Source organism: Streptomyces sp. NPDC006193 (assembly GCF_040613915.1).
Taxonomy (GTDB): Bacteria; Actinomycetota; Actinomycetes; order Streptomycetales; family Streptomycetaceae; genus Streptomyces.
Window position 1 is genome coordinate 136,937 of record NZ_JBEXTB010000008.1, and the last position, 24,324, is coordinate 161,260.

A 24,324-nucleotide genomic window follows, 5' to 3' on the forward strand; every position below is an offset into this window, starting at 1 on the left:
ATGCACGCGAGCACTTCCCTGAAGCGCCCCCATCGCTCTCGTCCGAGGGAGCTTCGGCTCGCACACCGTCGGGAATTCGGTCGAACCGCCGGCCGTGCGCTGCTAGTTTGCGGCCGTGGATCTCTTCTCGCGCTCGTGGGCGGCGTTGCGCGCGGCGGTCGCGGACCTCGCGGACGAGGACTTCGCGCGGCCGTCCGGCTGCGCCGGCTGGCTCGTCCGGGATCTGGTGTGCCATCTGGTCATCGACGCGCAGGACGTGCTGATCACGCTGGTCACGCCCGCCGCCTCGGAGCCGACGCACACCGCGGTCACGTACTGGCGCGTCACCGGCACGCCGCCGACCGGCGAGGACCCGCTCGACGCGCTGACCGTCCGGCTGGCCGCCGCCTACGGGGATCCGCGGCTGCTCGCGTTCCACCTGGACGACGTCGGTTCGGCCGCCGGGCGCGCGGCGGAACTGGCCGACCCCGGCCTCCGGGTGAGCACGCAGGACATGGTCCTCACCGCGGGCGACTACCTCTCGGCGTACGTCCTGGAGTGGACCCTGCACCACCTGGACCTGATCGCGCACCTCCCGGGCGCCGCGGAGCCGCCCGCCGAGAGCCTCGCCCGGGCGCGGGCGATGCTGGAGGAGATCGCCGGGGCTCCGTTCCCCGCCTCGTGGTCCGACCAGGACGCGCTGCGGGTCGGCACGGGGCGGCGTGCCCCCACCGCCGCCGAGCGGGCCGAACTGGGCCCGCTGGCGGCGAAGCTCCCGCTCGTCCTGGGCTGAGTGCGGAGGCGGGGGGTCAGCCGGCGTCGTCGTCGCGCAGGATCAGGTCGAGCAGCCCGGGGAAGCGTGCGTCGAACTCCGCCCGGCGCAGCCGGTTGACCCGTCTCGGCCCCTCGTCCCGCTGCTCGACCAGTCCGGCGCCGCGCAGCACCGAGAAGTGGTGGCTGAGCGCCGCCTTGCCGACCGGCACGTCGAAGCTGCCGCAGCTGCGCGTCCAGTCGGCGCAGGACGCCAGCTCGCGGATCAGCTGGATGCGCACGGGGTCGGCGAGCGCGGACAGCGCGGTCAGCACGGACACCTGCGCGGGATCGGCGTGGACCGGCGCCGCACGGTGACTGCCGCTCCCGGCCCGCTTCGTCATGCCCCGCTCCCCGCCCTGCCCGTCGTACCCGTCGTACCTGTTGTGACCGTCCCCGCCGGGACACTCCGAGGTGCTCCGGCGCTTGCCGAGTGTTCGACGGACATCATACAGTCCGAGTGTTCGCTTTTCGTTGAACACTTTGGCGGAAGGGCGTGTGCTGCTCATGCGTGCGGTCGAGTTCCACGAGTACGGCGGTCCCGAGGTGCTGAAGCCCGTCGAGGCCGAACCGCCCGAACCGGGGCCGGGGCAGGTGACCGTCGACGCGGCCTACACGGGTGTGAACTTCGCCGATCTCAAGGCGCGCGCGGAGGGGTACCGGGTGACCGCGCTGCCGTTCCGGCCCGGCCTCGAGGTCTCCGGACGGATCCGGGCCGTCGGCGAGGGCGTCACCGGGCTGCGTCCGGGACAGGACGTGGTCGCGCTCGTCGACGGCGGCGCCTACGCGGAGGTGGTGGCCGCCGACGCGGCGACGGTGTTCCCGCTCCCCCGGGGTCTCGACCTGCGCACCGCCGCCGCGCTGCCCACCGTCCTGCCGACGGCCCACGCCCTGATCCACGAGGTGGGACGGCTGCGGGCGGGCGAGACCGTCCTGGTGCACGGCGCGGCAGGCGGCGTCGGCACGGTGGCCGGGCAGCTCGCCCGGGCGGCGGGCGCGGGCGCCGTGTACGGCGTGGTGTCCTCGCCGGCCAAGGCCGATCACGCGCGCAGGCACGGCTACGACGAGGTGTTCACCACCGCCGGCTTCCCCGCCGACGTCCTCCGCGCCACCGGCGGCAGGGGCGTCGACCTGATCCTCGACCCGGTAGGCGGCGACACCCTGCGCCGCGGCCTCGACGCGCTGGCCGTGTTCGGGCGCCTGGTGTCCTTCGGCAACGCGAGCGGGGCGGAGCCGTGGCAGGTCGGGCAGCCGGAACTGTACGCGCGGGGCCGGAGCGTGGCGGGATTCTCCGTCCTGGGGCTGGCGCAGTCGGCGCCCGAGGCACTGCGCCGGGTCGCCGAGCGCGCCTTCCGCACGGTCACCGACGGCGGCGTGCGCCTTCCGGTGACCGCGGAGTTCCCGCTGGCCCGGGCCGCCGAGGCGCACCGGCTGCTGGGCGGGCGCACCTCCACGGGCAAGCTGCTGCTGCGGACGGACGGCTGACCTCCGTACGGGGACGGTGCCCGTCGCGTCCGGCGGACCGGCCGGCGGCGGACGGTCCGCCGTTCGCTTCCGGGCGGCCTCTCGGCACGGACCTGCGGCGACGCCCTCAGGCGGACGGCCGGCCGGCGGGACCGAAGCTGGCGAAGTAGGCGGCGGCCATGTCCTCGTCGGCGTGCCCCTGGGCGGCGGCGCGCTCCAGGCGCTCCGCGCTCGCGGCGGCCACGTCCAGCCGCACGCCGTGCCGTTCGCCGGCCTCGACGATCAGCCGGGCGTCCTTGGCGGCCGTGCCCACCGCGAACTGGGGCGGCGTCAGCCGGTCCTCCAGGATAAGCCCCGACTTGACCCGCAGGTAGCCCATGTCGAGGGGGCCGCCGCCGATGGCGTCGAAGAAGCTCTGCGGGTCCACGCCGAGCGCCCGTGCCAGGGCCAGTGTCTCGCCGGCCGCGGCGGTCGCGGCGATGACCCAGCTGTTGGCGACGAGTTTCAGGCGGGTCGCGGTCCCGGCCGCGCCGTCCTCACCGGTCCACACGGTACGGGCGCCGACCGCGTCGAACACCGGCGCCACCGTGTGGCGGTGCTCGCCGGGTCCCGCGGCGAGCACGAGGAGCCGGCCCGCCTCGGCGGGGTCGCGGGTGCCGAGCACCGGGGCGTCGAAGAAGACCAGGCCGTGCTCGTGGGCGAAGGCGGCCAGTTCACCCACGGCCTCGGCACCGGCGGTGGTGGACTGCACCCAGGCGGCGCCGGAGCGCAGCGCGGGCGCCGCCCGGCGCATGACGTCCAGGGCCGCGGGCCCGTCGTGGAGCATGGTCAGGACGACGTCGGCGCCCTCGACGGCCTCGGCGGGCGTGCCGGCGACGCGCGCGCCCTGGGAGGCCAGCGGTTCCGCCTTGGCGCGGGTGCGGTTCCAGACGCGGACGGCGTGTCCGGCCCGCACGAGGTTGCGGGCCATCGCGGCGCCCATGATGCCGGTGCCCAGGACACTCACGGTGAGTTTGTCGGTCATGACGTCGACTTCCTGACGGTGGCGGGGGAGTCGGGCGCGCGGGGCGCCCTCGCCCCGGCCGGGGACCTGTCCGGCCGGAGGAGGCACGGACCGGGCCGGCCGGCCGCGCCCGGTCGCCGTTCCGGACGGGGTCCCGGGGCGGCGCGGCGGCCCGGTCCGCGTCTCGGGTCGAGGATACGGACCGCCGGCGGGGTCCCGGGCCGGGGCCCGCGCGCCGAGCCGTACGTCGGGCGCGGCGGCCCGGCGCGTTCCCGCAGCCGGCGGTCCGGACCGGCGGGCAGGGCTTCAGTCACCGTCCGGGCCGCCTCCCGGGGGGCGTTCGGCACCCTCAGCCCCCGGGCTCCCGGGCGGAACGGCCGCACCCGGAGCCGGCCGACCGGCCGTGTACGGCGGAACCGGCGCGCCCGGCGCCTGCCACGGCGACGCCACCGGCGCACCCGGCACCGGATGCCCCGCCCACGACGGCGCCCCCTGCCCCGCCCACGACGGCGGAACCGGCGCCTGCCACGGCGACGGCACCGGCGCACCCGGCACCGGATGCCACTGCGGCGGCACAGGGGCGCCCGGGTGGTACGGGTAGGCGGGGCCGAACGCCGGAGGAAGCGGGGCCGGCGCCGTGCGTTCCAGCCGGCGGCGGCGCAGCCACCAGGCCACGGCGGCCGTGTACAGGACGATGCTCGCGACGTCGAGCGCGACCACCTGCCAGGGCGCGTCCGCCGCGGTCTCGTCGCTGCTGAGCCCGTCGACGACGGCGGCCGAGACCCCGAACGCGAACAGGTTGTTGACGGTGTGCAGGGCGATGGACGCCTCCAGGCCGCCCGTCCGCCAGGTCAGCCAGCCCGCGGCCACCCCGAACACCACCAGGTCGGCGAACCCCCACGGGGTGCCCCAGCCGTGGGCGGCGGCGAACAGGACGGCCTGGGGCAGGAACGCGGCCCAGGGCGAGCGCAGGAACGCGCCGGCGGCCTGGGTCAGCCAGCCGCGGAAGAGGTACTCCTCGGCGGCCGCCTGCAACGGGACGAGCACCGCCAGCACGGCGAGGGCCCGCGCGAAGAACGGCCACCCCGCCCACCGTTCCTCCGGTCCGCCGTCGCCTGGCAGCAGCAGCATGGCCCCCATCGACAGGGCGACGATCGGCACGGCCGTCAGCACGCACAGCAGCAGCCAGCGCCATCTCAGCCGCCCGGTGACGGAGGAGACCGAGCCGGCCGGGCGGCCTGCGGTCCAGCGCACCGTCAGCAGCAGGACCGGTATCCCGACCGCGATCGAGAGCAGGTCGACGGCGGTGCCGGAGACGGGCCCGAACTCCGGCCAGCCGTCGGCGTCTTCGGGATATCCGAGGCCGGAGCCCAGGGCGGCGGAGAGGATTCCGAGGACGATCACGGCGATCGTGTACGCCACGGCCACGACCAGGGTGCCGACCAGGGGCCGCCACCACCGGTGGCGCGGGGTGAGGCGGGCCAGGCGGTGGTACGGGAGCTGCTCGGCGAGCGGGGTCTGCGTCATGCCGTCAGCCTGCCCGCCGTCCCCGGTGCGCGTCATCCGCCTCCGGCAGGACTCGTGTCGTCGTCCCAGGTGGTGGCGGAGGCCGGTGACGGGGCGACGGCGGTGTCGCCGGCCGCCGCCGAGTCGCCCGACGCCGTCCTGACGGACATCCGGATGCCGGGGACGGACGGGCTCACCGCCACCCGGCTGATCACCGCGCGCGAGGGCGTCCGCAGGTGCCCGCGCCGCCGGACCGGGCGTGACCAACGACGCCGTCGACAGTCGCGTCAACGCCCTGCCGCACGAACTCCGGCTGCGCGACCGGGTCCGGGCGCCCACGACAGCGCACGCGTCGGCCCCGGCGGCGTCCGGCGCAGCCGACCGCGGGCCATCCCGCCGCGGAACTCGGTGTCCGTCCGCCGCCGGTGCTCCGCGCGGCGGCCCGGTGGGATGGGGGCATGACCTCACGAGAGCAGCTGAACGAAGCGAACCCCCGCGGAGCGGGCGGAGACGACCCGCGCGAAGGCGACCTGCGCGGCAGGGCGGCGCTGGTCACCGGCGGCAGCCGGGGCATCGGTGCGGCGACGGCGCGGCGGCTGGCCCGGTCCGGCGCGGACGTGGCGGTGACCTATGTGCGCGGCAAGGAGGCGGCCGAGGCCGTCGTGCGGGACGTCGAGGCGCTCGGGCGGCGGGCGGTGGCCCTGCGCGCCGACTCCGCGGACGCCGCGGAGCCGGCGGGTGCGGTGCGCCGCGCCGCGGAGGAACTGGGCGGACTGGACGTCCTGGTGGGCAATGCGGCCGTCGGGCTGATGGGGCCGCTGGAGGACCTGTCCCTCGCCGACGTCGACCGGCTGCTCGCCGTGAACGTGCGCGGGGTGTTCCTGGCCGCCCAGGCCGCCGCCGCGCTCATGGGGGCCGGCGGGCGGATCATCACCGTCGGCAGCTGCGTCACCGCGCGCGTGCCGGGTCCCGGAGCCACGTTGTACGCGATGGGCAAGTCGGCCCTCGTCGGGCTGACGAGGGCGCTGGCCCGGGAGCTGGCCGGGCGCGGGATCACGGCGAACGTCGTGCACCCGGGCCCGACCGACACCGGGATGAACCCCGCGGACGGCCCGTACGCCTCCGGGCAGGCGGCCATGACGGCGCTGGGCCGCTTCGGCACGGCCGAGGAGGTGGCGTCCGTGGTGGCGTTCCTCGCGGGGCCGGAGGCGGCGTACGTGACGGGCGCGGAGTTCTCGGTGGACGGCGGCTACGCGGCGTGACGGGCGGGGGGACGTCCGTCAGCTCTCCTCCATGCGGCGGACGTCCTCCGCGTTCCACTTCCGGGTGTCGCGCGGCCGGGTGTACGGCTCGGCGCCGGGCGGGTAGCCGCCGGCGATGGCACGCTGCCGTACGGCCTCCGCGTCGAACTCCAGGCCCAGCAGGACGGCCAGGTTGGTGATCCACAGCCAGACCAGGAAGACGATGACGCCGGCCATGGTGCCGTAGGTCTTGTTGTACGAGGCGAAGTGGGCGACGTAGAAGGCGAAACCGGCGGAGGCGGCCAGCCAGATCAGCAGGGCGAGGACACTGCCGGGGGTGAGCCAGGCGAAGCCCTTGACCTCGGCGTTCGGGGTCGCCCAGTACAGGATGGCGATCATGACGGTGACGAGGAGGACCAGCACCGGCCACTTCGCGACCGCCCACACGGTCAGCGCGGTGTCGCCGAGCCCGACGGCCTGTCCGGCGCGGCGGGCGATACCGCCGGTGAAGACCACGATGAGCGCGCTGGCCACGGCGAGCACCATCAGGACGACGGTGACCCCGATCCGCACCGGGAGGATCTTCCACACGGGGCGGCCCTCGGGCATGTCGTAGACGGCGTTGGCGGCGCGGATGAAAGCGGCCACGTACCCGGACGCGGACCACAGGGCCAGCACGATGCCGGCGACCGCCACGACGGAACCGGTGCCGGCGCCGTTCTGCAGCTCCCGCACGGCCCGGGTGACGATGTCCCGGGCGGGGCCGGGGGCGAGGTCCCTCAGCTGGGCCAGCACCTCGTCCGTGACCGAGCGGCCGGCGACGGCCAGCAGCGAGATCAGCACCAGCAGGGCGGGGAACAGCGACAGCACGCCGTAGTAGGTCAGCGCCGCGGCCCGGTCGGTCAGCTCGTCGTCGCGGAACTCGCGCAGCGAGCCCTTGAACGCCGCGGCCCAGGCCCGCCGGGGCAGCTTCGTGGGGCTGTCCGGCGCCCGGCGCTCGACGTCCTCCCCGGGCCCGGCCTCGTCCGGCGCCGGTATCCGCTGCGCCGGGGTGCCGTCGCCGGACTGCCCGTGGTGTCGCCGGGAGGGGTGCAGCTTCGCCATGGCCTCCGGGTATCCGCTCGCCCCGGCCTCAAGCCCCCGCCGCCCGAGCAGCGGGTGCGGGCGGCGGGGTGCGGTCAGCCGCGGCCTCCGCTGAGGTTGCCCCAACTGGGCCCTATCTGCTTCCACTCCTCGTCCCACTCGGCCATGCGCCGCCGGATGAGCCGGCCGCGGACCACGCGGCCCGCCGCCCAGACCGCCGCGCCGGCCGACGGTGCGACGAGGACTCCGGCGAGGGCCGCCTGCAGGTCGGCCGCGGCTCCGGTGACCGGCGGGGGCACGACCCGGTCCGCCGCGTCGGCCCACACCGTCACCCGCGTCCCGGCGGGGGCCCCGGGCGGGACCTTCGCCCGGCCGGTGTGCACCGAGCCGTCCGCCTCCGTCCAGCGCACGGCGGCCCACACCCGTCCGGAGTCGTAGCCGCTGCCCGCGGCCGGCGTCCTCGCCCCGTCGTCGGTGAGGACGGCGGACACGGCGTGCACCCGGGCCAGCCGTGCCGCGAACGCCGACGCGGAGGTGTCCGCCGCGGCCAGGCCCGCGAGTACGCCGCCCACCAGGGCGAGCACCCAGGTGGCGAGCACGACCCAGGCTTCGACGATGTCGCTGTGCCGCCGGAGCGGGTTGCGCCGCCACCGCCACAGCCGTACCCGGGTGACCGTCGTGGGAGGTGTCCGTGTCATCGTCACCGCCTCCTCTCGTGCGGTCCCGCGGGCCCGGCCACCGCACGTCACCCCACCATCGTGCACCTGAACGCGGACCGCTGCGGGGCGGAAGTCCGGGCGGTCGGGATCCACCCGCGGGGTCCGGGCGCCGGGGCCGGGCGGGCCGGATCGCCGGCCCACGCCCGCCGCGCACCGGACCCGGCTCCACCGGTGGCTCGTGTCACACGCTCCACCGGTGGCTCTCGTCACACTTCGCCGGAAACCGGCGGGTAAGTGATGGGCGCCACGCCGCCGGGCGCTCTTTGTGCCTACGTTCGTGACCCATGCCGTCCCTTCCCTCCCCCGCCGCCCCCGCCCGGGCCGTCGCCCTCCTGGCCTCGGCGGCAGCCCTGGCCTGCGTCACCGCCCTGCCGCGTCCGGCGGCAGCCGCACCGGACCCGGCGCCGGCCCGGTCCACGGCGGCCGTCCTCGACCTGGACGGCCCCGCACGCGCGCCCGTGATCCACGGCGAGGACAGGGCGTACGACACCGCCAGCATCGTCAAGGTCGACATCCTCGCGGCGCTGCTGCTCCGGGCGCAGGACGCGGGGCGTGGCCTCACCCCGGAGGAACGGGAACGCGCCGAGCCGATGATCCGGCGCAGCGACAACGCGGCGGCCAATGCCCTGTGGCGGCAGATCGGCCGGGCCGAGGGACTGGCGGCCGCCAACGAGCGCCTGGGGCTGACCTCGACGAAGGGCGGCCCCGGCGCGATGTGGGGGCTGACGCGGACGACCGCGAGCGACCAGATACGGCTGCTGCGCCAGGTGTTCGCCCCGGAGGACGGGGTGCACGCGGGTCCCGCGGCGCTGAACGCTCGCTCGCGCGCCTACATCCGCACCCTGATGGGCCAGGTCGTGCCCGAGCAGGCCTGGGGGGTCTCCGCGGCCGGGACCGAGCCCTCCGGGCGGGCGCTGAAGAACGGCTGGCTGCGGCGGGACACGACGGGGCGCTGGGACGTCAACAGCATCGGCAGGGTCACGGTCAGGGGCCACCGGTGTCTCGTCGCGGTCCTGTCGGACGGCAGTGCGTCCATGAGCGACGGGGTGTCCCTGGTGGAGCGGACGGCGCGCGCGGCCGTGGCCTGACGGCCGCCCGCCCCTGGACGGCGGACGGGCGGACGGTGGGCACCGCTTCGGCCGCTGTGACGCGCCTGTGACGGGCGGCGGACAGTCCCATGAAGTCCGGCGAGCAACCTGGTGAAACAAGGGCAAAACGCCCCAATCGGACACTCCCCACTCGTTCCGCCGGAGAGACACCATGAGCGCCGCCCTCGCCCCGTCGCCCGCCGCAGCCCCCGTTCCCGCCCTGGCTCCGCGCGAGCGGGAGACGCTCCGGCACATCGCCGCCGGCCGCACCTACCTGCAGACGGCCCGCCACATGGGACTCTCCACCCACACCGTGGACGCCTATCTGCGCCGTATCCGCGCCAAGCTCAACATCACCAACACCGCCGAGATGACCCGCGTCGCCGTCTCCCTGGGCCTGTGACGGACCGGGCCGTCCCGAGGGCGACGACGGGCCGGCGTCCGGACCGGGCGACGCCCTGCCCCGAGGCCGCCCCGCTGCCGGCGCGGGACGGAAACGGCCGGGCCGCAAGGCGCGGCGGGGGCTTTTCGCCCGCGCCGGAAGGGGCACGCGACCGGGGTACGGCTTCCGACCGGAAGGAGCGGCGCACGATGGCCGAGTACGAACGATCACGCACGATGCCCGCACAGCCCGAGCACGTCTTCGACCAGGCCGCCAACGCCTCACAGCTCGACGCCTGGCTCCCGGACGCCCTGCACGTGGACGCCGGGGACCCCCCAGCCGTCACCGTGCACGACGACCGCTCCGGCCAGGACACGCCCGCGCTGCTGCGGTCCGAGCCGGACCAGCTGCGCCTGGAGTGGGGCACCCGCGAGCAGGGCGGCTACGCCGGCCGGCTCCAGGTGGCGGGCATCGGCAGCGGCGCCAGCGAGGTGACCGTGCACCTGTCCTTCTTCGACGACGCCCACGACCCGGGGGAGCGGGCGGTGGCCGACGCCCTGGACGGCAGCCTGCGGCGGCTGGAGGAGCAGGTGCGGATGCGGACCGAGAACCCGGCCGGCTGACGACGCGGCCGGACGACGGCGGCACGCCCGGTGCGCCGCGCATCCCCTCCCGGCGGGCGCAGCGCGCCGGGAGGGGGCGGGGCACGAGCCGTCAGTACCCGGACCCGAGGCTGCGGGTGGTGTAGGCGCACTCCGTGTAGATGTACCCGGACCTGAGCCTGGCGGTGTCGGAGGCCGGGTTCGCGCTGCCGGTGCCGTGCGCCCTGTGCACGAAGTACGTGGTGCCGACGGGCAGTCTGATGGTGCGCTGCGGATAGTGCTTGCCGCTGCTGCACGGCTTGAACCCGCGGTACAGGGTGCTGGAGAGCGGGTACGCCGTGCAGCTGCCGCAGCCCTTCAGGGTGAAGCTGCCGGTGACGGGTCCGGTGTAGAGCACGGTGATGTCGTCCGGGCTGTCGTTCTTGACCGTCACGGAGATGCTGCCGCCGGACGCCGTGGTGGGCAGCTTCTTGCCGGCCGCGGGGAGCGTCTGGGCGATCTCGGCGGCTATGGCGATCTTCTCGGCGCGGGCCCGGTTCCGGTCGTGCCGGTGGCCGGCGACGAACTCCTCCATGGTTCTGCGGGCCGCGTCGAAGTCGCCGTCCTGGTACTGGTCGACGCCGCAGGCGTACCGGCCCGCGTCGCCGCTGCGGCCCGCCCGGCTCGAGGTCTTCGCCAGGCTGCCGTCCGCGTCGCCGGCCGACCTGGACAGGTCGTCGATACGGGTGCTGAGACTGCGCAACTGCTCGACGGCGGCGCAGGGTTCGTCACCGCGGACGGCCTTCTCCGCCTTCTTCACCGCCGAGTCGACGGCGGGCGCCACCCTGGCCGCCGGCCCCGAGCGCGGGAAGGTGTCCAGCAGGTCGCCGAAGCGCGTCACCCAGTCCGCCTCGCCGGTCGCCAGATGCTGGGCGCCGCACTCGTACAGGGCGGTCGCGAGCCGGTCCTCGGGCCAGCGGGCCAGCGACCCGAGCCGGTCCCGGGGCATCGTGCCGGGCACGGTGCGCAGGAACTTCAACGGCTCTACGGCGTCGCAGTACCGCCGGTGGCCGTAGGGAGCGCCGACCGTCGTGTAGTAGGTGCGCAGGCTGTCGGGGACCTTCCGGGCCGCGCGGGAGCCGGGGTGGTGCACGGCGAGGTCGCGGTAGACGTCCAGTGCCGCCCGGTAGTCCGCCCCGGCGGCGCCGAAGGGCCGCCGCCCGCCGCTCGCCACCAGGTCGTCGGCCCGCTCCAGGCGCCCGAGGAGCTGCCGCTCCACCGCTTCGCCGTGCGCGTCCCGGTACCACAGGGCCCCGCCGGCGGGCACGGCGAGCAGCAGCACGCCGAGCAGCAGCGCGAGAGGCGTGCGGGCCGGCCGGACCAGGCGGGCGCGCAGTCCGGCGAACCCGCCGTGGACGGCCGCCGCCAGCAGGAGCACGGCGTATCCGGCGACCGCGGCCACGGGGACGCCGTCGGCGTCCGCGGGCAGCGCGAAGAGCAGGAACAGGCCGGTCGCCACCCAGCAGGCTGCCGTCAGGAGCCGGCGCCGCAGAAGCGCGTAACCGAGGCCGAGTCCGCTGAGGTTGAGCAGGGCGACCGCGGCGGCCCGCCAGGCGTCCGGCGGTGCGGGCGGCGGGCCGGAGGGCATCGGCGGCGGAATCGGCGGCACGGGCGGCACCGTGTACCCCTGGTTCGGACCGTACGGACCTCCGGACATGGCGGCTCCCCCCGGTGACTGCGCCCGCATGCCTGCGGATTGGCAGTGTAGGGGCGGCGGCGCGGCCCCGGCAGGGTTCGGGAGAACTGCCCCTCCTTCCGCTCGTCGCGGTCGTCCGGCTCATGCCGGAGGCCCCGGTTCCCGAACGGCCCGTGTCCGCGCCGTCCTTCCGGTCGCCGGTCCGGCGGCGCACAGGAGGACGCCGGCCGGCCGTGGGAGGCCCTCGGCGGGGCCCTCGGCATCGGCGGGGAACGCGCCCGGTCCCCCGTCACCCGGTACCTGCTGCTCCCCCGCTGCGCCCGCCCGGCGCCACCACACCGCCCGCTCTCGCCGCCGCCGTCCACTGCCGCGCCGGCCCCCCCGTCGCACCGCTGCCGCGCCGGACCCCCGTTCCCCGCCGCACCGGTCCCGCCGCCGGACCCGCTGCGGCCCCGCCCGCCGGCCTCGGCTGTGCCGGACGAACCCCGTGCCCTCCCCTGTCCGGCGCAATGACGGTGCGCCTGAGGGGCGGCCGGCCGTGATCGGTGTGACCGTGAGGTGAGGATCCGCGGACCGACCGGTGGCGAGGAGAGGACATGGCGAACAGAGCCGGCGAGGGCTGTACGCAGCTGACTGCCGTGGCGGACGCCGTGCTGTACGAGGGGTACCTGCTGTACCCCTACCGCCGCTCCTCGGCCAAGAACCGGGTCCGCTGGCAGTTCGGGGTGCTGCTGCCCCGGAACTGGGTGGAGCGGGACGGACCGGTCGCCCCCGGCGTCTCCGGCTCGGCCGACTCCTGGTACCAGCGGACCGAGTGCCTGCTGCGGGTCCGGGACGCCGACGCGGTCGTCCGGGTGCGGGTGCGGTATCTGCAGCTGCAGCACAAGCAGGTGGAGGCGGCGGACGGAGCCGGGGGGCATCGCCCGGTGGAGTCGCTGCGGACGGCCGACGGGGTCGCCCACCTGTCGTTCGAGGAGGCGGTGCCCCGCGAGACGGAACTGGTGCTGCCGCTGGCGGAGTTGCTGCGCGGCGGCCGGACCGCCTCGGTGGGGGCGCCCGCCGGGGCCGAGTACGAGCCGCTGCCGTCGGGGGCGGGGCGGACGGTCCGGCGGCGCCGTCAGGTGCGGGCCGAGACCACGGTCGCGGCCGAGCCGCTCACGGACGAGCTGTACCGGCTGCGGGTGCGCACCGAGAACACCGGCGAGGCGGCGGACCCACGGGCTCCGCGGGGTGCGGTGCTGGGGCAGGCGCTGCTCGCCACGCACACCCTTGTCACCGGGGACGCGGTGGAGTTCGTGTCGCTGATCGATCCGCCCGCGGCCTGCGCGGAGCACGCGCGCGGCTGCCGCAACGCGTTCACGTTCCCCGTGCTGGGCGGAACGCCGCCGGAGTCCGACGACGGGGACGGGGCGACGGGCCCGTCCCTGCTCTCCGCGCCGATCATCCTTCCCGACCGTCCCCAGGTGGCGCCGGAGAGCCCGGGCGACCTGCACGACGCGGCGGAGATCGACGAGATCCTCACGCTGCGCACGATGCTGCTGACCGACGACGAGAAGGCCGAGGCCCGCGCCACCGACCCGCGGGCCGCCCAGATCATCGACCGGGTGGAGACGATGCCGCAGGAGGTCTTCGCCCGGCTGCACGGCGCCATCCGTTCCCTCGCCCCGGCTGCGGCCCCCGGCGCCGGGCGGCCCGCCTGGTGGCAGGAGGGCGGCGACGACGGACTGTCCCCGGCCACGGACACCGTGCTGGTGGGCTCGGTGCCCGTGGGCGGCGGCAGCAGGGTGCGGCTCCGCCCGCGCGGCCGGGGCGCCGACGCCCAGGACATGTTCCTTCACGGGCGGGCCGCGCAGGTCGCCGCGGTCTTCCACGACGTGGACGGCAGCGTCCACCTGGCGGTCACCCTGGAGGACGATCCCGCCGCCGAACTGCACGGCTGGTACGGCCGGTTCCACTACTTCCGGCCCGACGAGGTCGAGCCGCTGGGCGTCGCGGACGCCCCGGGCCCGGTCCGGCCGGCCCCGCCGCGGTCGCCGCGGCCCGCGCTCCCGGCCGACCGGCGCGAGCGGGGGCGGTCCGGCACACGCCCCTAGGCCGCCGGACCGCCCGGCCACCGGTCGGCCCGCCCGGACGCCCCCCGCCCCCGCACCCTCCCCGCGGCCTCGCCGGCCGCGACCCAGAACCCGTTTCGACACCGGCTGCATCGGAGGCCGCAGAGATGACCACACAGAGCGGAACCACCGAAGTCCGCGGCGAGCCCAGCAGGGCCGAGGCGCGGAAGGGCTTCGACGAGATCACCATCCTCTGGATCTCGGAGGGCATGAGCTGCGACGGCGACACCGTGGCGATGACCGCCGCCGGCCAGCCGGCCATCGAGGACGTGGTGCTCGGTCTCATCCCGGGCCTGCCGAAGGTGAACCTGGTCAACAAGGTGCTCTCGCCGAGCCTCGGCGGGGAGGACTTCCTGGCCCCCTACCGGGCGGCGGTGCGCGGTGAACTGGCCCCGTTCATCCTGGTGATCGAGGGTTCCGTGCCGAACCAGAACATCATCGAGGGCGACGGTTACTGGACGTCGTTCGGCAACGACCCGGAGACCGGCGAGCCGCAGACGCTGAACTGGTGGATCGACCGGCTGGCGCCCAGGGCCTGGGCGGTGGTCGCCGCCGGCACCTGCGCCACCTTCGGCGGCATCCACGCGATGGCCGGCAACCCGACCGGCTGCATGGGCCTCGCGGACTACCTGGGCTGGGACTTCACCGCGCAGTCGGGGCTGCCGATCGTCAACGTGCCGGGCTGCCCGATCCAGCCGGAGAACTTCATGGAGACCCTCGTCTGGACGCTCCAGCACGCGGCCGGCGCCGCTCCCCCGCCTCCGCTGGACCACATGCTGCGTCCGCAGTGGCTGTTCGGGAAGACCGTCCACGAGGGCTGCGACCGGGCCGCGTACTACGAGCAGGCCGACTTCGCCAGGGACTACAACTCCCCCAAGTGCCAGGTGAAGGTCGGCTGCTGGGGTCCGGTCGTGAACTGCAACGTGCCCAAGCGCGGCTGGATGGGCGGCCTGGGCGGCTGCCCGAACGTCGGCGGCATCTGCATCGGCTGCACGATGCCCAGCTTCCCGGACGCCTTCATGCCGTTCATGGACGAGCCCCCGGGCGGCACGCTGTCGTCGATGGTGATCAAGCCGTACGGGGCGGTCGTCCGCAGACTGCGCGGCATGACCAACGACATGGTGAACCACGAGCCCAGGTGGCGTCACAACAAGGACAAGCTGACCAGCGGCTACGACCCGCGCTGGCGCCCGTGACGCCGCCGGCGGCCGGGCCCGTCCCGCATCCCGCCACCGATCCGCCGAACCCGAACGACAGCGAGGGGCAGTACCGCAGATGACCACCACCGAGTCCCGTCCCACAGGGCGCAAACCCGCCCAGATCGTCGACATGTCCTGGGATCCGATCACCCGGATCATCGGCAACCTGGGGATCTACACGAAGATCGACTTCGCCAACCGGGAAGTCGTGGAGTGCCACAGCACCTCGTCGCTGTTCCGCGGCTATTCGGTGTTCATGAAGGGCAAGGACCCGCGGGACGCCGGGTTCATCACCTCCCGGATCTGCGGGATCTGCGGCGACAACCACACCACCTGCTCCAACTACGCCCAGCAGATGGCCTACGGCGTCAAGCCGCCCAAACTGGCCGAGCACATCACCAACCTGGGCGAGGCCGCCGAGTACATCTTCGACCACACGATCTTCCAGGACAACCTGGTCTTCGTGGACTTCTGCGAGGCGATGGTCAAGGCGACGAACCCCGGTGTCCTCGCCCGCGCCGAGCGCACCGACGCGCCCCGCGGGGACATCCACGGCTACCGGACCATCGCGGACATCATGAAGGCCTTCAACCCCTTCGAGGGCGAGGTCTACAAGGAGGCGCTGAAGGTCAGCCGGATCACCCGGGAGATGTTCTGCCTGATGGAGGGACGCCATGTGCACCCCTCCACGCTGTACCCGGGCGGGGTCGGCACGATGCCGCAGCCGAACACCTTCACCGACTACCTCAGCCGCCTGATGCGCGTCGTCGACTTCATCAAGAAGGCGGTGGCGATGAACGACGACGTCTTCGACTTCTTCTACGAGGCGCTGCCCGGCTACGAGGAGGTCGGCAGGCGCCGCATCATGCTGGGCTGCTGGGGCGCCTTCCAGAACCCGGACGTCGTCGACTACCGCTACGCGACGATGAACGAGTGGGGCAAGGCGATGTACGTCACGCCCGGCATCATCGTCGACGGGCAGCTCGTCACCAACGATCTCGTCGACATCAACCTCGGCCTGCGCATCATGCTGGGCAGCTCGTTCTACGAGGACTGGGTCAACGAGGAGCCGTTCGTCACGCACGACCCGCTCGGCAACGCCGTCGACATGCGCCACCCGTGGAACCAGACCACGGTCCCGGTGCCGCAGAAGCGGAACTTCGACGGCAACTACAGCTGGGTGATGAGCCCGCGCTGGTACCACCCGGAGACCGGCGAGCACCTGGCCCTGGACACGGGCGGCGGGCCGCTCGCCCGGCTCTGGTCGACCGCGCTGAGCGGCCTCGTCGACACCCCGTACGTGAAGGCGACCGGCGGCGGCGTCCGCATCACCCTGCCCCGGGGCGAGAAGCTGCCGGAGACGACGCTGGAATGGCGCATCCCGAAGTGGAGCAACACCCTCGAACGGGACCGCGCCCGGCCGTACTTCATCGCCTACGCGGCCGCGATGGCCCTGCAGTTCCTGGAGGAGGCGATGCAGATGATGCGCAGCGGCGACACCAAGGTGTACGAGAACTTCGAGGTGCCGGACGACTCGATCGGCTGCGGCTTCCACGAGGCGGTGCGCGGTGTCCTCTCCCACCACCTGGTGATCCGGGACAAGAAGATCGCCAACTACCACCCGTACCCGCCGACCCCGTGGAACGCCAGCCCCCGCGACATCTACGGCACCCCGGGGCCGTACGAGGACGCCGTGCAGGGGCAGCCGATCTTCGAGGAGAACGGGCCGGACGACTTCAAGGGCGTCGACATCATGCGCACCGTCCGCAGCTTCGACCCCTGTCTGCCGTGCGGCGTCCACATGTACATGGGCAAGGGCAGGACCCTGACCACCGTGCACTCGCCGACGTACGGAGCCGACCATGGCTGACGCCGCCGTGCGGCTGCCGGACGCGGCGGTGGAGGCGCGGCTCGCCCGTCTCGACGAGGTGCTGGCCGCGCTGGAGGCCTCCCCCTCTCCGGTGCTCGAGGCGGTCCGGCTGCTGACCGAGGTGTACGGCGAGGCCCTCGCCCGGGTGCTGGACCGCGCGGACGAGGCGCTGCGCGCGCAGCTGGCGGAGGACGAACTGCTCGGGCACCTGCTGGTGCTGCACGGGGTCCACCCGGAGCCCGTCGAGCGCCGGGCCGCCCGCGCGGTCGAGAGGCTGCGGCCGGCGGTGCGCGAGCGCGGCGGCGACCTGGAGTGGGCCGGCGTCGACGGACAGGTGGCGCGGGTGCGGCTGAGCACCGGCGGGGGCTGCGGATCGGGCTGCGGCGGCGGGACCGCGGACATCGCCGAGGCGGTCCGGGCTGCGGTGCTGGGCGTCGCTCCGGAGCTGGACTCGGTGGAGACGGTGCGGGGCGAACGCGGCGCGGCCCCGGCCTTCGTACCGCTGAGCACGATCACACGCCGGGCGCCCCAGGGGACGCGGTGAGCGGGACCGGGGCGCTCGCCCGGGTGATCCGCTCCGCCGCCGACCGTGCGGCGAGGGCGGAGGCGGAGGTCTGCGAGCTGTGCGCCGCCCGCGTGGACGACGGGCACGCCCACCTGTACGACACCGGCGCCGCCGAGGTGCGGTGCGTGTGCGGCCCCTGCTCGGTGCTGTTCGCCGACGACGCGGCGGGCGGGGGCCGTTACCGGCTCGTGCCGCGGCGACGGCTGCGGCTGCCGCCGGTCGACACGGCGGTGCTGGGCGTCCCGGTGGGGCTGGTGTTCTTCGTGCCGCGCTCCGACGGCACGGTCACCGCACAGGGGCCGAGCCCGGCCGGCGCCATGCGGTGGGAGGTGGACGCGGCGGCCTGGCAGCGGCTGGCCGCCGAGGTGCCGCAGCTCGCCGCCATGGCGCCCGACGTGGAGGCGCTGCTGGTGAACACCGTGCGCGGCCTCGACGAACACTGGATCGTGCCGGTCGACGACTGCTACCGGATGACCGCGCTGGTGCGCCGCGAGTGGCGGGGTCTGTCCGGTGGCGGCCGGGTCTGGCCGGCCGTAGAACAGTTCTTCGGGGAACTGACCGAGCGGTCCTGAGGACCCGGAAGGAGAGCGGACATGGGCAGCATCCGAGTGGGCCGCCCCCAGGCGCAGCCCGACACCCCCACCCACGTGCGCGGACTGCACCAGGGCAACTGGGGGCCGTACGAGCGGCAGACCGGACACCACGCGGACGGCACCTCCGACGCGCGCCGTTCCACCGGTGTCCACTGGAAACGGCATGACGCCCTGACCGAGGACATGCCGAACATCTCGCCGGGATGACAGAGAGCAGGAAGTGACCGCCATGAAGATGCGCGTGCGGAGAAGGACCGGGCGACCGGGGATGACGGGGCGGCAGCTGCTCGTGGCCGAGGCCACGCTGATCGGCGGCCTCCTCGTGGCCCTGCTCGTCAAGGAGTACCCGGGGATCGTGCGGGAGGTGCGGATCTACCGGATGACCGGGGGGCTGCGCGCCCACCGCCGGTACCCGTGAGGCCGGGGTGCACGAGCTGTCGATCGCGACCGCGATCGTGGAGCAGGCCGGGGAGATCGCCCGGGCGGACGGCGCCGGCGGTGTCGCGTCGGTGACCGTCCGGGTCGGAGAGCTCGCGGGGGTGGTGCCGGACGCGCTGCACTTCGCTTTCGAGGTGGCCCGCGACGGCACCGCCCTCGCGGCGGCCCGGCTCGTGGTGGAGCAGGTGCCCGCGCAGGCCTGGTGCGGGGAGTGCGCCGAGGAGTTCGCGGTCGGCATGCCGCCGTTCTTCTGGTGCCCGCGGTGCGACCGGCCCTCGCGGGAACTGCGCAGCGGACGCGAACTGGAGATCACCGCCGTCGAGACGTGACCGGCCCCGCCGTCGCGGCGGGGCCGGTCACGGTCCGTTCCGGTCGTCCGTTCAGCAGATGCGCGGCAGCTGCTCGCCCAGCGGCAGGTCCACCACGCGGGTGCCGCCGAGGCCGGTGGCGACGACGACCGTGCCGGGGTGCTCGGCCACGCACTCGCCGATGAGGGCCGCGCCGCTCCCCTGCGGGTGGGCGCGCATCGCCGCCAGCACGGCGTCGGCGTGCCGGCGGGGGACGAAGGCGACGAGCCGGCCCTCGTTGGCGACGTACAGCGGGTCCAGGCCGAGGAAGCCGCAGGCGTTGGCGACCTCGTCCGGGACCGGCACGGCACGCTCGTGCAGCCGGACGCCCGTGCCGGAGGCGCGGGCGATCTCGTTGAGGGCGGCGCCGAGGCCGCCGCGGGTGGGGTCGCGCAGGACGTGGACGTCGCGGGTGACCGCCAGCACGGCGGCGACGAGGTCCGCGAGCGGCGCGGTGTCGGAGGTGATCTCCACCCCGAACTCCAGACCCTCCCGGACGCTCATGATCGCCACGCCGTGCAGGCCGATCGGGCCGCTGACGATGACGGCGTCGCCCGGCCGGGCGCGCTGCGGGCGGATGTCCACTCCCTCGGGGACGAGGCCGATGCCGGCGGTGGTGACGTAGACGCCGTCGCCGTGCCCGGACTCCACGACCTTGGTGTCGCCGGTGGCGACGGTGACGCCCGCCGCCTCGGCCGCCGCGCCGACGGCCCGCGCGACGCGCTCCACCACGGCCAGTTCCACGCCCTCCTCCAGGATGAACGCGGTGGACAGGTAGGCGGGCCGGGCGCCGCTCATCGCCAGGTCGTTGACGGTGCCGTTGACGGCCAGGTCGCCGAGGCTGCCGCCGGGGAAGAACAGCGGCCGCACGACGTAGGAGTCGGTGGAGAAGGCCAGCCGGGCGCCGCCCAGGCCGAGGACGGCCGAGTCGGTGAGGGCGGCGAGGGTGGGGTTGCCGTAGGCGGGCGCGAAGATCTGCTCGACCAGTTCGGCGGAGAGGGCGCCGCCGCCGCCGTGGCCCATGACGACGACCGGCTGATCGCGCAGCGGGGCGGGGCAGGTCCAGTTCGCGGGGTCGACGGCCGTTCCTGCCGACGGGGACGCTGGTGCGACGAGGTCAGCCAACGGGGTTCATCTCCTCCTGCGGGATGCGGGACCCCTGGGCGCCCTGGGGCTCCGGGGCGTTCATCCGGCGGTACAGGTAGTAGGCGGCGCAGGCGCCCTCGCTGGAGACCATGGTGGCGCCGAGCGGGGTGCGGGGGGTGCAGGCGGTGCCGAACGCCTCGCACGCGGTCGGTTTGATCAGGCCCTGCAGCACCTCGCCGGCCCGGCACACGGCGGGTTCCTCGGTGCGGATGCCGGTGACGTCGAAGCGGTGCTCGGCGTCGTACGCGCGGAAGGCCTCGGTCAGGCGCCAGCCGCTGGCCGGGATGGGGCCGATGCCCCGCCAGTTGCGGTCGGTGACCTCGAAGACCTCCTCGATCATGCGGACGGCGGCCGGGTTGCCCTGGTCGCGCACGGCGCGCGGGTAGGCGTTCTCCACCCGGTGCTCGCCGCGTTCGAGCTGGTGGACGGCGCGGCGGATGCCTTCGAGGATGTCGAGCGGTTCGAAGCCGGTGACGACGACCGGCACCCGGTGTCTCGCGGCCAGGTCCGGGTACTCGGCGGTGCCCATCACGCTGCACACGTGCCCGGCGGCGAGGAAGCCCTGCACTCGGCAGGCGGGGGCCGTCATGATGGCCTCGATCGCCGGGGGGACCCGGACGTGGGAGACCAGCAGGCTGAAGTTGTCCAGGCCGAGCCGGCGGGCCTGGTGCACGGCCATGGCGTTGGCGGGGGCCGTCGTCTCGAAGCCGATCGCGAAGAACACGACCTGGCGGTCCGGATTGCGGCGGGCCAGGTCGAGGGCGTCGAGCGGCGAGTACACCACGCGGACGTCACCGCCCTCGCCCTTGACCCGGAACAGGTCCCGGTCCGTGCCCGGCACGCGGAGCATGTCCCCGAAGGAGCAGAAGATCACGCCGGGGCGGGCGGCGATCTCCAGGGCCTTGTCGATGACGTCGAGGGGGGTGACGCACACCGGGCAGCCGGGACCGTGGATCAGCTCCACCTCCCGGGGCAGGAGCTGGTCGATGCCGTGGCGGATGATGGAGTGGGTCTGGCCGCCGCAGACCTCCATGAGCGCCCAGGGCCGGGTGACGGTGGCGCGGATCTCCTCCAGCAGCCGGCGTGCCAGGGCGGGGTCGTTGAACTCGTCGATGTACTTCACCGGGCCTCGCTCCCGTCCTCCTGCCGGGCGGCCTGTTCCCAGGCGTCGCCGAACTCCTCCTCCAGCAGCCCCAGTTGCTCGAAGAGCTCCAGGGACGCGCGGGCCGACTCCTCGTCCAGGCGCTGCAGCGCGAAGCCGACGTGGACGATGACGTACTCCCCCACCCGCAGGTCGGGCAGGTACTCCAGGCACGCCTGTTTGCGTACCCCGCCGAAGTCGATCAGTCCGGTGAGCGGGTCGGCGCCATGGTCGATGGACACGACCTTGCCGGGCACTGCCAGACACATGGGTCACTCCGTCTCGTGGTGGGTTGCTGTTCCCGCGACCATCAGCTGGCCGAGCGCCAGCCCGCCGTCGTTCGGCGGGACCTCGCCGTGCCGCAGCACCGTGAAGCCGTCCCGCGTGAGCAGGGCGGTGCACTCCTCCTCCAGCAGGGCGTTGGCGAAGACGCCGCCGGTGAGGGCGACGGTGGCCAGACCGGTCGCCGTGCGGGCCCGGCGGCAGATCTCGGCGACGGCCCGCGCGACGCCGCGGTGGAAGCGGGCCGCGAGCACGGGGGCGGGGGTGCCGCGGGCCCGGTCGTCCAGGAGCGCCCGCAGCATCGGCGCGGGGCTGCAGGCGAGGCTGCCCGCACCGCTGAGCCCGAAGGGGTACGCCGCGGTGTCGTCGCCGCTCGCCTCCAGCGCCGCAGCCTCCAGTTCGGTCGCGGCCTGCGCCTCGTACGCCGCCCGGTGGCACACGCCGGCGAGCGACGACACCGCGTCGAAGAGCCGCCCCATGCTGGAGGTGGGCACGCAGGCCACCTGCCGTTCCAGCTGCCGCCGCAGGACGGCGCGTTCGGTGTCCGAGCAGGCGGCGACGCTCGGCAGGTCCGGGTCCCACGGCAGCCCCGCCGCCCACAGCCGGGCCAGGGCCGTACGGCAGGGGTTGGCCACGCCGGCGTCCCCGCCGGGCAGCGGGGCCGGGGTCAGGTGCGCGAAGCGCCTGTGGCCGGTGTAGTCGGCGAGCAGGACCTCGCCGCCCCACACCGTGCCGTCGTCGCCGTACCCCGTGCCGTCGAAGGCGACGCCGATCACGGGCGCGGCGCCGTCGAGGCCGTGCTGGGCCATGGCGGAGGCGATGTGGGCGTGGTGGTGCTGGACCAGCACCGGCGCGGGCAGGCCGAGGGCGGCGGCCCGGCCGCGCGCCCGGCGTGCCGAGTGGTAGCCGGGGTGCCGGTCGGCGGCCACGAGGCCGGGGGTGACACCGGTGAGGAGGGCGAGGTGGCGCTCGGCCCGCCCGGCGGCCTCCAGGGTGGCCAGTTCGCCCATGTCGCCGACGTGCGGGCCGAGCCAGGCGTGCTCGCCCTCGCCCAGGCAGCAGGCGTTCTTGAGGTCGCCGCCGACCGCAAGGGCGGGCCGGACCGGGACCGGGAGGCGCAGGGGGCGGGGGACGTAGCCGCGGGAGCGGCGCAGCACCTGCGCGGTGCCGTCGGCACGGACCCGGAGCAGGGAGTCGTCGCAGGGTACGGCGATGGGCCGGTCGTGGGCGAGCCAGGCGTCGGCGATCCCGGCCAGCCGGGTCAGCGCCTCGCCGTCGTCGGTGGCGATGGGCTCGCCGGAGCGGTTGCCGCTGGTCATGACCAGTACCCGGGGGCCGGGGGGATCGCCGGGCAGCCCGAACAGCAGGGTGTGGACGGGGGTGTAGGGCAGCATCACGCCGAGGTGCGGGCTGCCCGGGCAGACCTGGTCGGCGAGGCGCAGCCCGTCCGGGGGCGTGCGGCGGCGCAGCAGGACGATGGGGCGGGCCGCGCCGGTGAGGGCGTCGCGGGCCGCATCGGTCATGTGCGCGATCCGCTCGGCCGTGGCGAGGTCCGCGCACATCACCGCGAACGGTTTGCCGCCGCGTTCCTTGCGCTCGCGCAGGGCGGTGACGGCCCGGGCGTCGGTGGCGTCGCAGGCCAGGTGGTAGCCGCCGACGCCCTTGACGGCGACGATCCGCCCGGCGGCGAGCAGCGCACGGGCCGCCGCCAGGGCCTGCGCGTCCCGTGCGGGTCTGCGTGCGCCGCCGCCGGCCGGGGTGAGGCTGAGCCGCGGCCCGCAGTCGGGGCAGGCGACGGGCTGGGCGTGGAAGCGCCGGTCGGCGGGATCGCGGTACTCGCGGGCGCAGGCGGGGCACATCGGGAAGCCGGCCATGGTCGTGGCCGCGCGGTCGTACGGCATGCCGGTGGCGATGGTGAAGCGGGGCCCGCAGTGGGTGCAGGTGAGGAACGGGTGGCGGTGGCGGCGGTCGGCCGGATCGGACAGTTCGCGCAGGCAGTCGGCGCAGGTCGCGGTGTCGGGCGGGAGCTGGGTGCGGCCGGGGGCCCGCTCGGTGGAGCGGATGGTGAAGGGACCGGTCCGGCCGGTGGCGGGCAGGTCCTCGCCGGTGACGCCGGTCACGGTGGCCAGCGGCGGCGGACGTTCGGCCAGCAGCGCGCAGAAGCGGTCCACCTCCGGCGCCGGGCCCTCGACCTCGATGAGCACCCCGTCGCCGGTGTTGGCGACGAATCCGGTCAGACGGAGCGCGTCGGCCAGGCGGTGCACGTGCGGACGGAAGCCGACGCCCTGGACGGTGCCGCGCACGGTGAGCCGGCGGCGGACCGCACCGGTGGCGGGGGCGGTCATGCGACAGGGACGTGGGGGTGCGGGGCGAGGGGCGGCCGGTGGGCGCCGTCGCGGGCGGCGAGGGCGCGTTCCAGCAGGGTGCCGGCCCCGGAGCCGGTCCGGGCGCAGGACCGCACGATCTCGACGCCGGGGTTGACCCGGTGCACGTTCGCCCGGAAGGCGGCCTCGTCGAAGCCGGCCGGTCCGGCCAGGTCGGTCTTGGTGACGACGACCAGGTGGGCGGAGCCGAACGCGGTGGGGTACTTCAGTGGTTTGTCCTCGCCCTCGGTGACGGCCATCAGCACGATCCGGAGGGTCTCGCCGAGGTCGTAGGAGGCCGGGCAGACGAGGTTGCCGACGTTCTCCACGAAGAGCACGGAGGTGTCCGGCGGCAGCCAGCCCTCCAGATGGGCCCGGACCTGGCGGGCCTCGAGGTGGCACAGTCCGTCGGTGAGCAGCTGCCTGACCGGTGCGCCCGAGCGGGCCAGCCGCACGGCGTCGTTCTCGGTGGCCAGGTCCGCGGTGAGCGCGGCGACCCGGATGCCGCGCTCCACGGCGCGGGACAGGACCCTTCCGAGCAGTTCGGTCTTCCCGCTGCCCGGGCTGGACAGCAGGTTGACCAGGGTCACCCCCTGCCGGGCGAGGTCGTCGCGCAGGGTGGCGGCCAGGTCGTCGTTCTTCGCCAGGACGGTCTGTTTGACGTCGGACCGGCACATGGGCGGTGCTCCTCTGCTGCGGTGACGGATCCCGGCCGCG

25 protein-coding genes are annotated in these 24,324 nt (G+C 75.1%); 14 read left to right on the forward strand and 11 right to left on the reverse strand.

The genetic code is table 11. The features are described from left to right. Positions 1-115: 115 nt before the first annotated feature. Entirely contained in the window at positions 116-772 is a 657-nt protein-coding gene (locus ABZ261_RS11460) for a maleylpyruvate isomerase N-terminal domain-containing protein (RefSeq protein WP_356857805.1), read from the forward strand. Positions 773-788: 16 nt separating this feature from the next. On the opposite strand, the gene ABZ261_RS11465 is transcribed toward ABZ261_RS11460, so the two are convergent. Next, a complete protein-coding gene (locus tag ABZ261_RS11465; protein ID WP_356857807.1) occupies positions 789-1,133 on the reverse strand; it encodes a transcriptional regulator in 345 nt (114 codons plus the stop codon). Between the two features lie 163 nt (positions 1,134-1,296). Here ABZ261_RS11465 and ABZ261_RS11470 point away from each other — a divergent pair, with 163 nt between their 5' ends. Further along, positions 1,297-2,274, forward strand: coding sequence for a zinc-binding dehydrogenase (locus ABZ261_RS11470; RefSeq protein ID WP_356857890.1), 978 nt, complete (start codon positions 1,297-1,299; stop codon positions 2,272-2,274). Positions 2,275-2,380: 106 nt separating this feature from the next. Here the strand turns inward: ABZ261_RS11470 and ABZ261_RS11475 are convergent, their stop codons facing one another. Continuing rightward, the gene (locus ABZ261_RS11475; RefSeq protein WP_356857809.1) at positions 2,381-3,277 is read right to left on the reverse strand and encodes an NAD(P)-dependent oxidoreductase; all 897 of its coding nucleotides are present in this window, start codon (positions 3,275-3,277) and stop codon (positions 2,381-2,383) included. 285 nt (positions 3,278-3,562) lie between these two features. Beyond that, positions 3,563-4,783 carry a CPBP family glutamic-type intramembrane protease gene (locus tag ABZ261_RS11480; protein ID WP_356857811.1) on the reverse strand — a complete coding sequence of 407 codons (1,221 nt, stop codon included), beginning with the start codon at positions 4,781-4,783 and terminating at the stop codon, positions 3,563-3,565. A gap of 437 nt (positions 4,784-5,220) precedes the next feature. Between ABZ261_RS11480 and ABZ261_RS11485 the strand changes: the two genes are divergently transcribed. Then, entirely contained in the window at positions 5,221-6,024 is an 804-nt protein-coding gene (locus ABZ261_RS11485; RefSeq protein ID WP_356857813.1) for an SDR family oxidoreductase, read from the forward strand. Positions 6,025-6,042: 18 nt separating this feature from the next. Here the strand turns inward: ABZ261_RS11485 and ABZ261_RS11490 are convergent, their stop codons facing one another. After that, positions 6,043-7,107: a YihY/virulence factor BrkB family protein gene (locus ABZ261_RS11490; RefSeq protein ID WP_356857815.1), complete on the reverse strand. Its 1,065-nt coding sequence runs from the start codon at positions 7,105-7,107 to the stop codon at positions 6,043-6,045. A gap of 74 nt (positions 7,108-7,181) precedes the next feature. Further along, complete coding sequence (locus ABZ261_RS11495; protein ID WP_356857817.1) at positions 7,182-7,784, reverse strand: hypothetical protein; 603 nt, start codon at positions 7,782-7,784, stop codon at positions 7,182-7,184. 305 nt (positions 7,785-8,089) lie between these two features. Here ABZ261_RS11495 and ABZ261_RS11500 point away from each other — a divergent pair, with 305 nt between their 5' ends. The 3 genes from ABZ261_RS11500 (at position 8,090) to ABZ261_RS11510 (ending at position 9,898) form a co-directional block, all read left to right on the forward strand. Beyond that, positions 8,090-8,893: a serine hydrolase gene (locus ABZ261_RS11500; RefSeq protein WP_356857819.1), complete on the forward strand. Its 804-nt coding sequence runs from the start codon at positions 8,090-8,092 to the stop codon at positions 8,891-8,893. 172 nt (positions 8,894-9,065) lie between these two features. Then, on the forward strand, positions 9,066-9,296 hold the full coding sequence (locus tag ABZ261_RS11505) for a helix-turn-helix transcriptional regulator (RefSeq protein ID WP_356857821.1): 231 nt from the start codon (positions 9,066-9,068) through the stop codon (positions 9,294-9,296). A gap of 188 nt (positions 9,297-9,484) precedes the next feature. Further along, positions 9,485-9,898, forward strand: a complete 414-nt coding sequence (locus tag ABZ261_RS11510) for an SRPBCC family protein (RefSeq protein ID WP_356857823.1) — start codon at positions 9,485-9,487, stop codon at positions 9,896-9,898. Positions 9,899-9,989: 91 nt separating this feature from the next. Here the strand turns inward: ABZ261_RS11510 and ABZ261_RS11515 are convergent, their stop codons facing one another. Beyond that, complete coding sequence (locus ABZ261_RS11515) at positions 9,990-11,573, reverse strand: hypothetical protein (RefSeq protein WP_356857825.1); 1,584 nt, start codon at positions 11,571-11,573, stop codon at positions 9,990-9,992. 575 nt (positions 11,574-12,148) lie between these two features. Here ABZ261_RS11515 and ABZ261_RS11520 point away from each other — a divergent pair. From ABZ261_RS11520 to hypA, 8 genes are all read left to right on the forward strand, one after another. Continuing rightward, positions 12,149-13,645 carry a hypothetical protein gene (locus ABZ261_RS11520; protein ID WP_356857827.1) on the forward strand — a complete coding sequence of 499 codons (1,497 nt, stop codon included), beginning with the start codon at positions 12,149-12,151 and terminating at the stop codon, positions 13,643-13,645. A gap of 125 nt (positions 13,646-13,770) precedes the next feature. Further along, positions 13,771-14,859, forward strand: coding sequence for a hydrogenase expression protein HypE (locus ABZ261_RS11525; RefSeq protein ID WP_356857828.1), 1,089 nt, complete (start codon positions 13,771-13,773; stop codon positions 14,857-14,859). A 79-nt stretch (positions 14,860-14,938) separates the two neighbouring features. Continuing rightward, positions 14,939-16,732, forward strand: a complete 1,794-nt coding sequence (locus tag ABZ261_RS11530; RefSeq protein ID WP_356857830.1) for a nickel-dependent hydrogenase large subunit — start codon at positions 14,939-14,941, stop codon at positions 16,730-16,732. Beyond that, the gene (locus tag ABZ261_RS11535) at positions 16,725-17,276 is read left to right on the forward strand and encodes a NifU family protein (protein WP_356857832.1); all 552 of its coding nucleotides are present in this window, start codon (positions 16,725-16,727) and stop codon (positions 17,274-17,276) included. The genes ABZ261_RS11530 and ABZ261_RS11535 overlap by 8 nt, the downstream gene beginning before the upstream one ends. Continuing rightward, positions 17,273-17,869, forward strand: coding sequence for a DUF5947 family protein (locus ABZ261_RS11540; RefSeq protein ID WP_356857834.1), 597 nt, complete (start codon positions 17,273-17,275; stop codon positions 17,867-17,869). Before ABZ261_RS11535 ends, ABZ261_RS11540 begins: the two co-directional genes overlap by 4 nt. A gap of 21 nt (positions 17,870-17,890) precedes the next feature. Then, a complete protein-coding gene (locus ABZ261_RS11545; RefSeq protein ID WP_356857836.1) occupies positions 17,891-18,097 on the forward strand; it encodes a hypothetical protein in 207 nt (68 codons plus the stop codon). A 61-nt stretch (positions 18,098-18,158) separates the two neighbouring features. Next, the gene (locus ABZ261_RS11550) at positions 18,159-18,308 is read left to right on the forward strand and encodes a hypothetical protein (RefSeq protein ID WP_356857838.1); all 150 of its coding nucleotides are present in this window, start codon (positions 18,159-18,161) and stop codon (positions 18,306-18,308) included. 7 nt (positions 18,309-18,315) lie between these two features. Next, complete coding sequence (gene hypA, locus ABZ261_RS11555) at positions 18,316-18,657, forward strand: hydrogenase maturation nickel metallochaperone HypA (protein ID WP_356857840.1); 342 nt, start codon at positions 18,316-18,318, stop codon at positions 18,655-18,657. 51 nt (positions 18,658-18,708) lie between these two features. Here hypA and hypE read toward each other — a convergent pair whose 3' ends face one another. The 5 genes from hypE to hypB all read right to left on the reverse strand — a co-directional run bounded on the left by hypE (position 18,709) and on the right by hypB (position 24,284). Beyond that, positions 18,709-19,698, reverse strand: a complete 990-nt coding sequence (gene hypE, locus ABZ261_RS11560) for a hydrogenase expression/formation protein HypE (protein WP_356857892.1) — start codon at positions 19,696-19,698, stop codon at positions 18,709-18,711. Positions 19,699-19,792: 94 nt separating this feature from the next. Beyond that, positions 19,793-20,944: a hydrogenase formation protein HypD gene (gene hypD / locus ABZ261_RS11565; RefSeq protein ID WP_356857842.1), complete on the reverse strand. Its 1,152-nt coding sequence runs from the start codon at positions 20,942-20,944 to the stop codon at positions 19,793-19,795. Continuing rightward, positions 20,941-21,231: a HypC/HybG/HupF family hydrogenase formation chaperone gene (locus tag ABZ261_RS11570; RefSeq protein ID WP_356857844.1), complete on the reverse strand. Its 291-nt coding sequence runs from the start codon at positions 21,229-21,231 to the stop codon at positions 20,941-20,943. The genes hypD and ABZ261_RS11570 overlap by 4 nt, the downstream gene beginning before the upstream one ends. A 3-nt stretch (positions 21,232-21,234) precedes the next feature. After that, a complete protein-coding gene (gene hypF / locus ABZ261_RS11575) occupies positions 21,235-23,589 on the reverse strand; it encodes a carbamoyltransferase HypF (protein ID WP_356857846.1) in 2,355 nt (784 codons plus the stop codon). Then, a complete protein-coding gene (gene hypB, locus ABZ261_RS11580; RefSeq protein ID WP_356857848.1) occupies positions 23,586-24,284 on the reverse strand; it encodes a hydrogenase nickel incorporation protein HypB in 699 nt (232 codons plus the stop codon). The genes hypF and hypB overlap by 4 nt, the downstream gene beginning before the upstream one ends. Between the last annotated feature and the right edge of the window lie 40 nt (positions 24,285-24,324).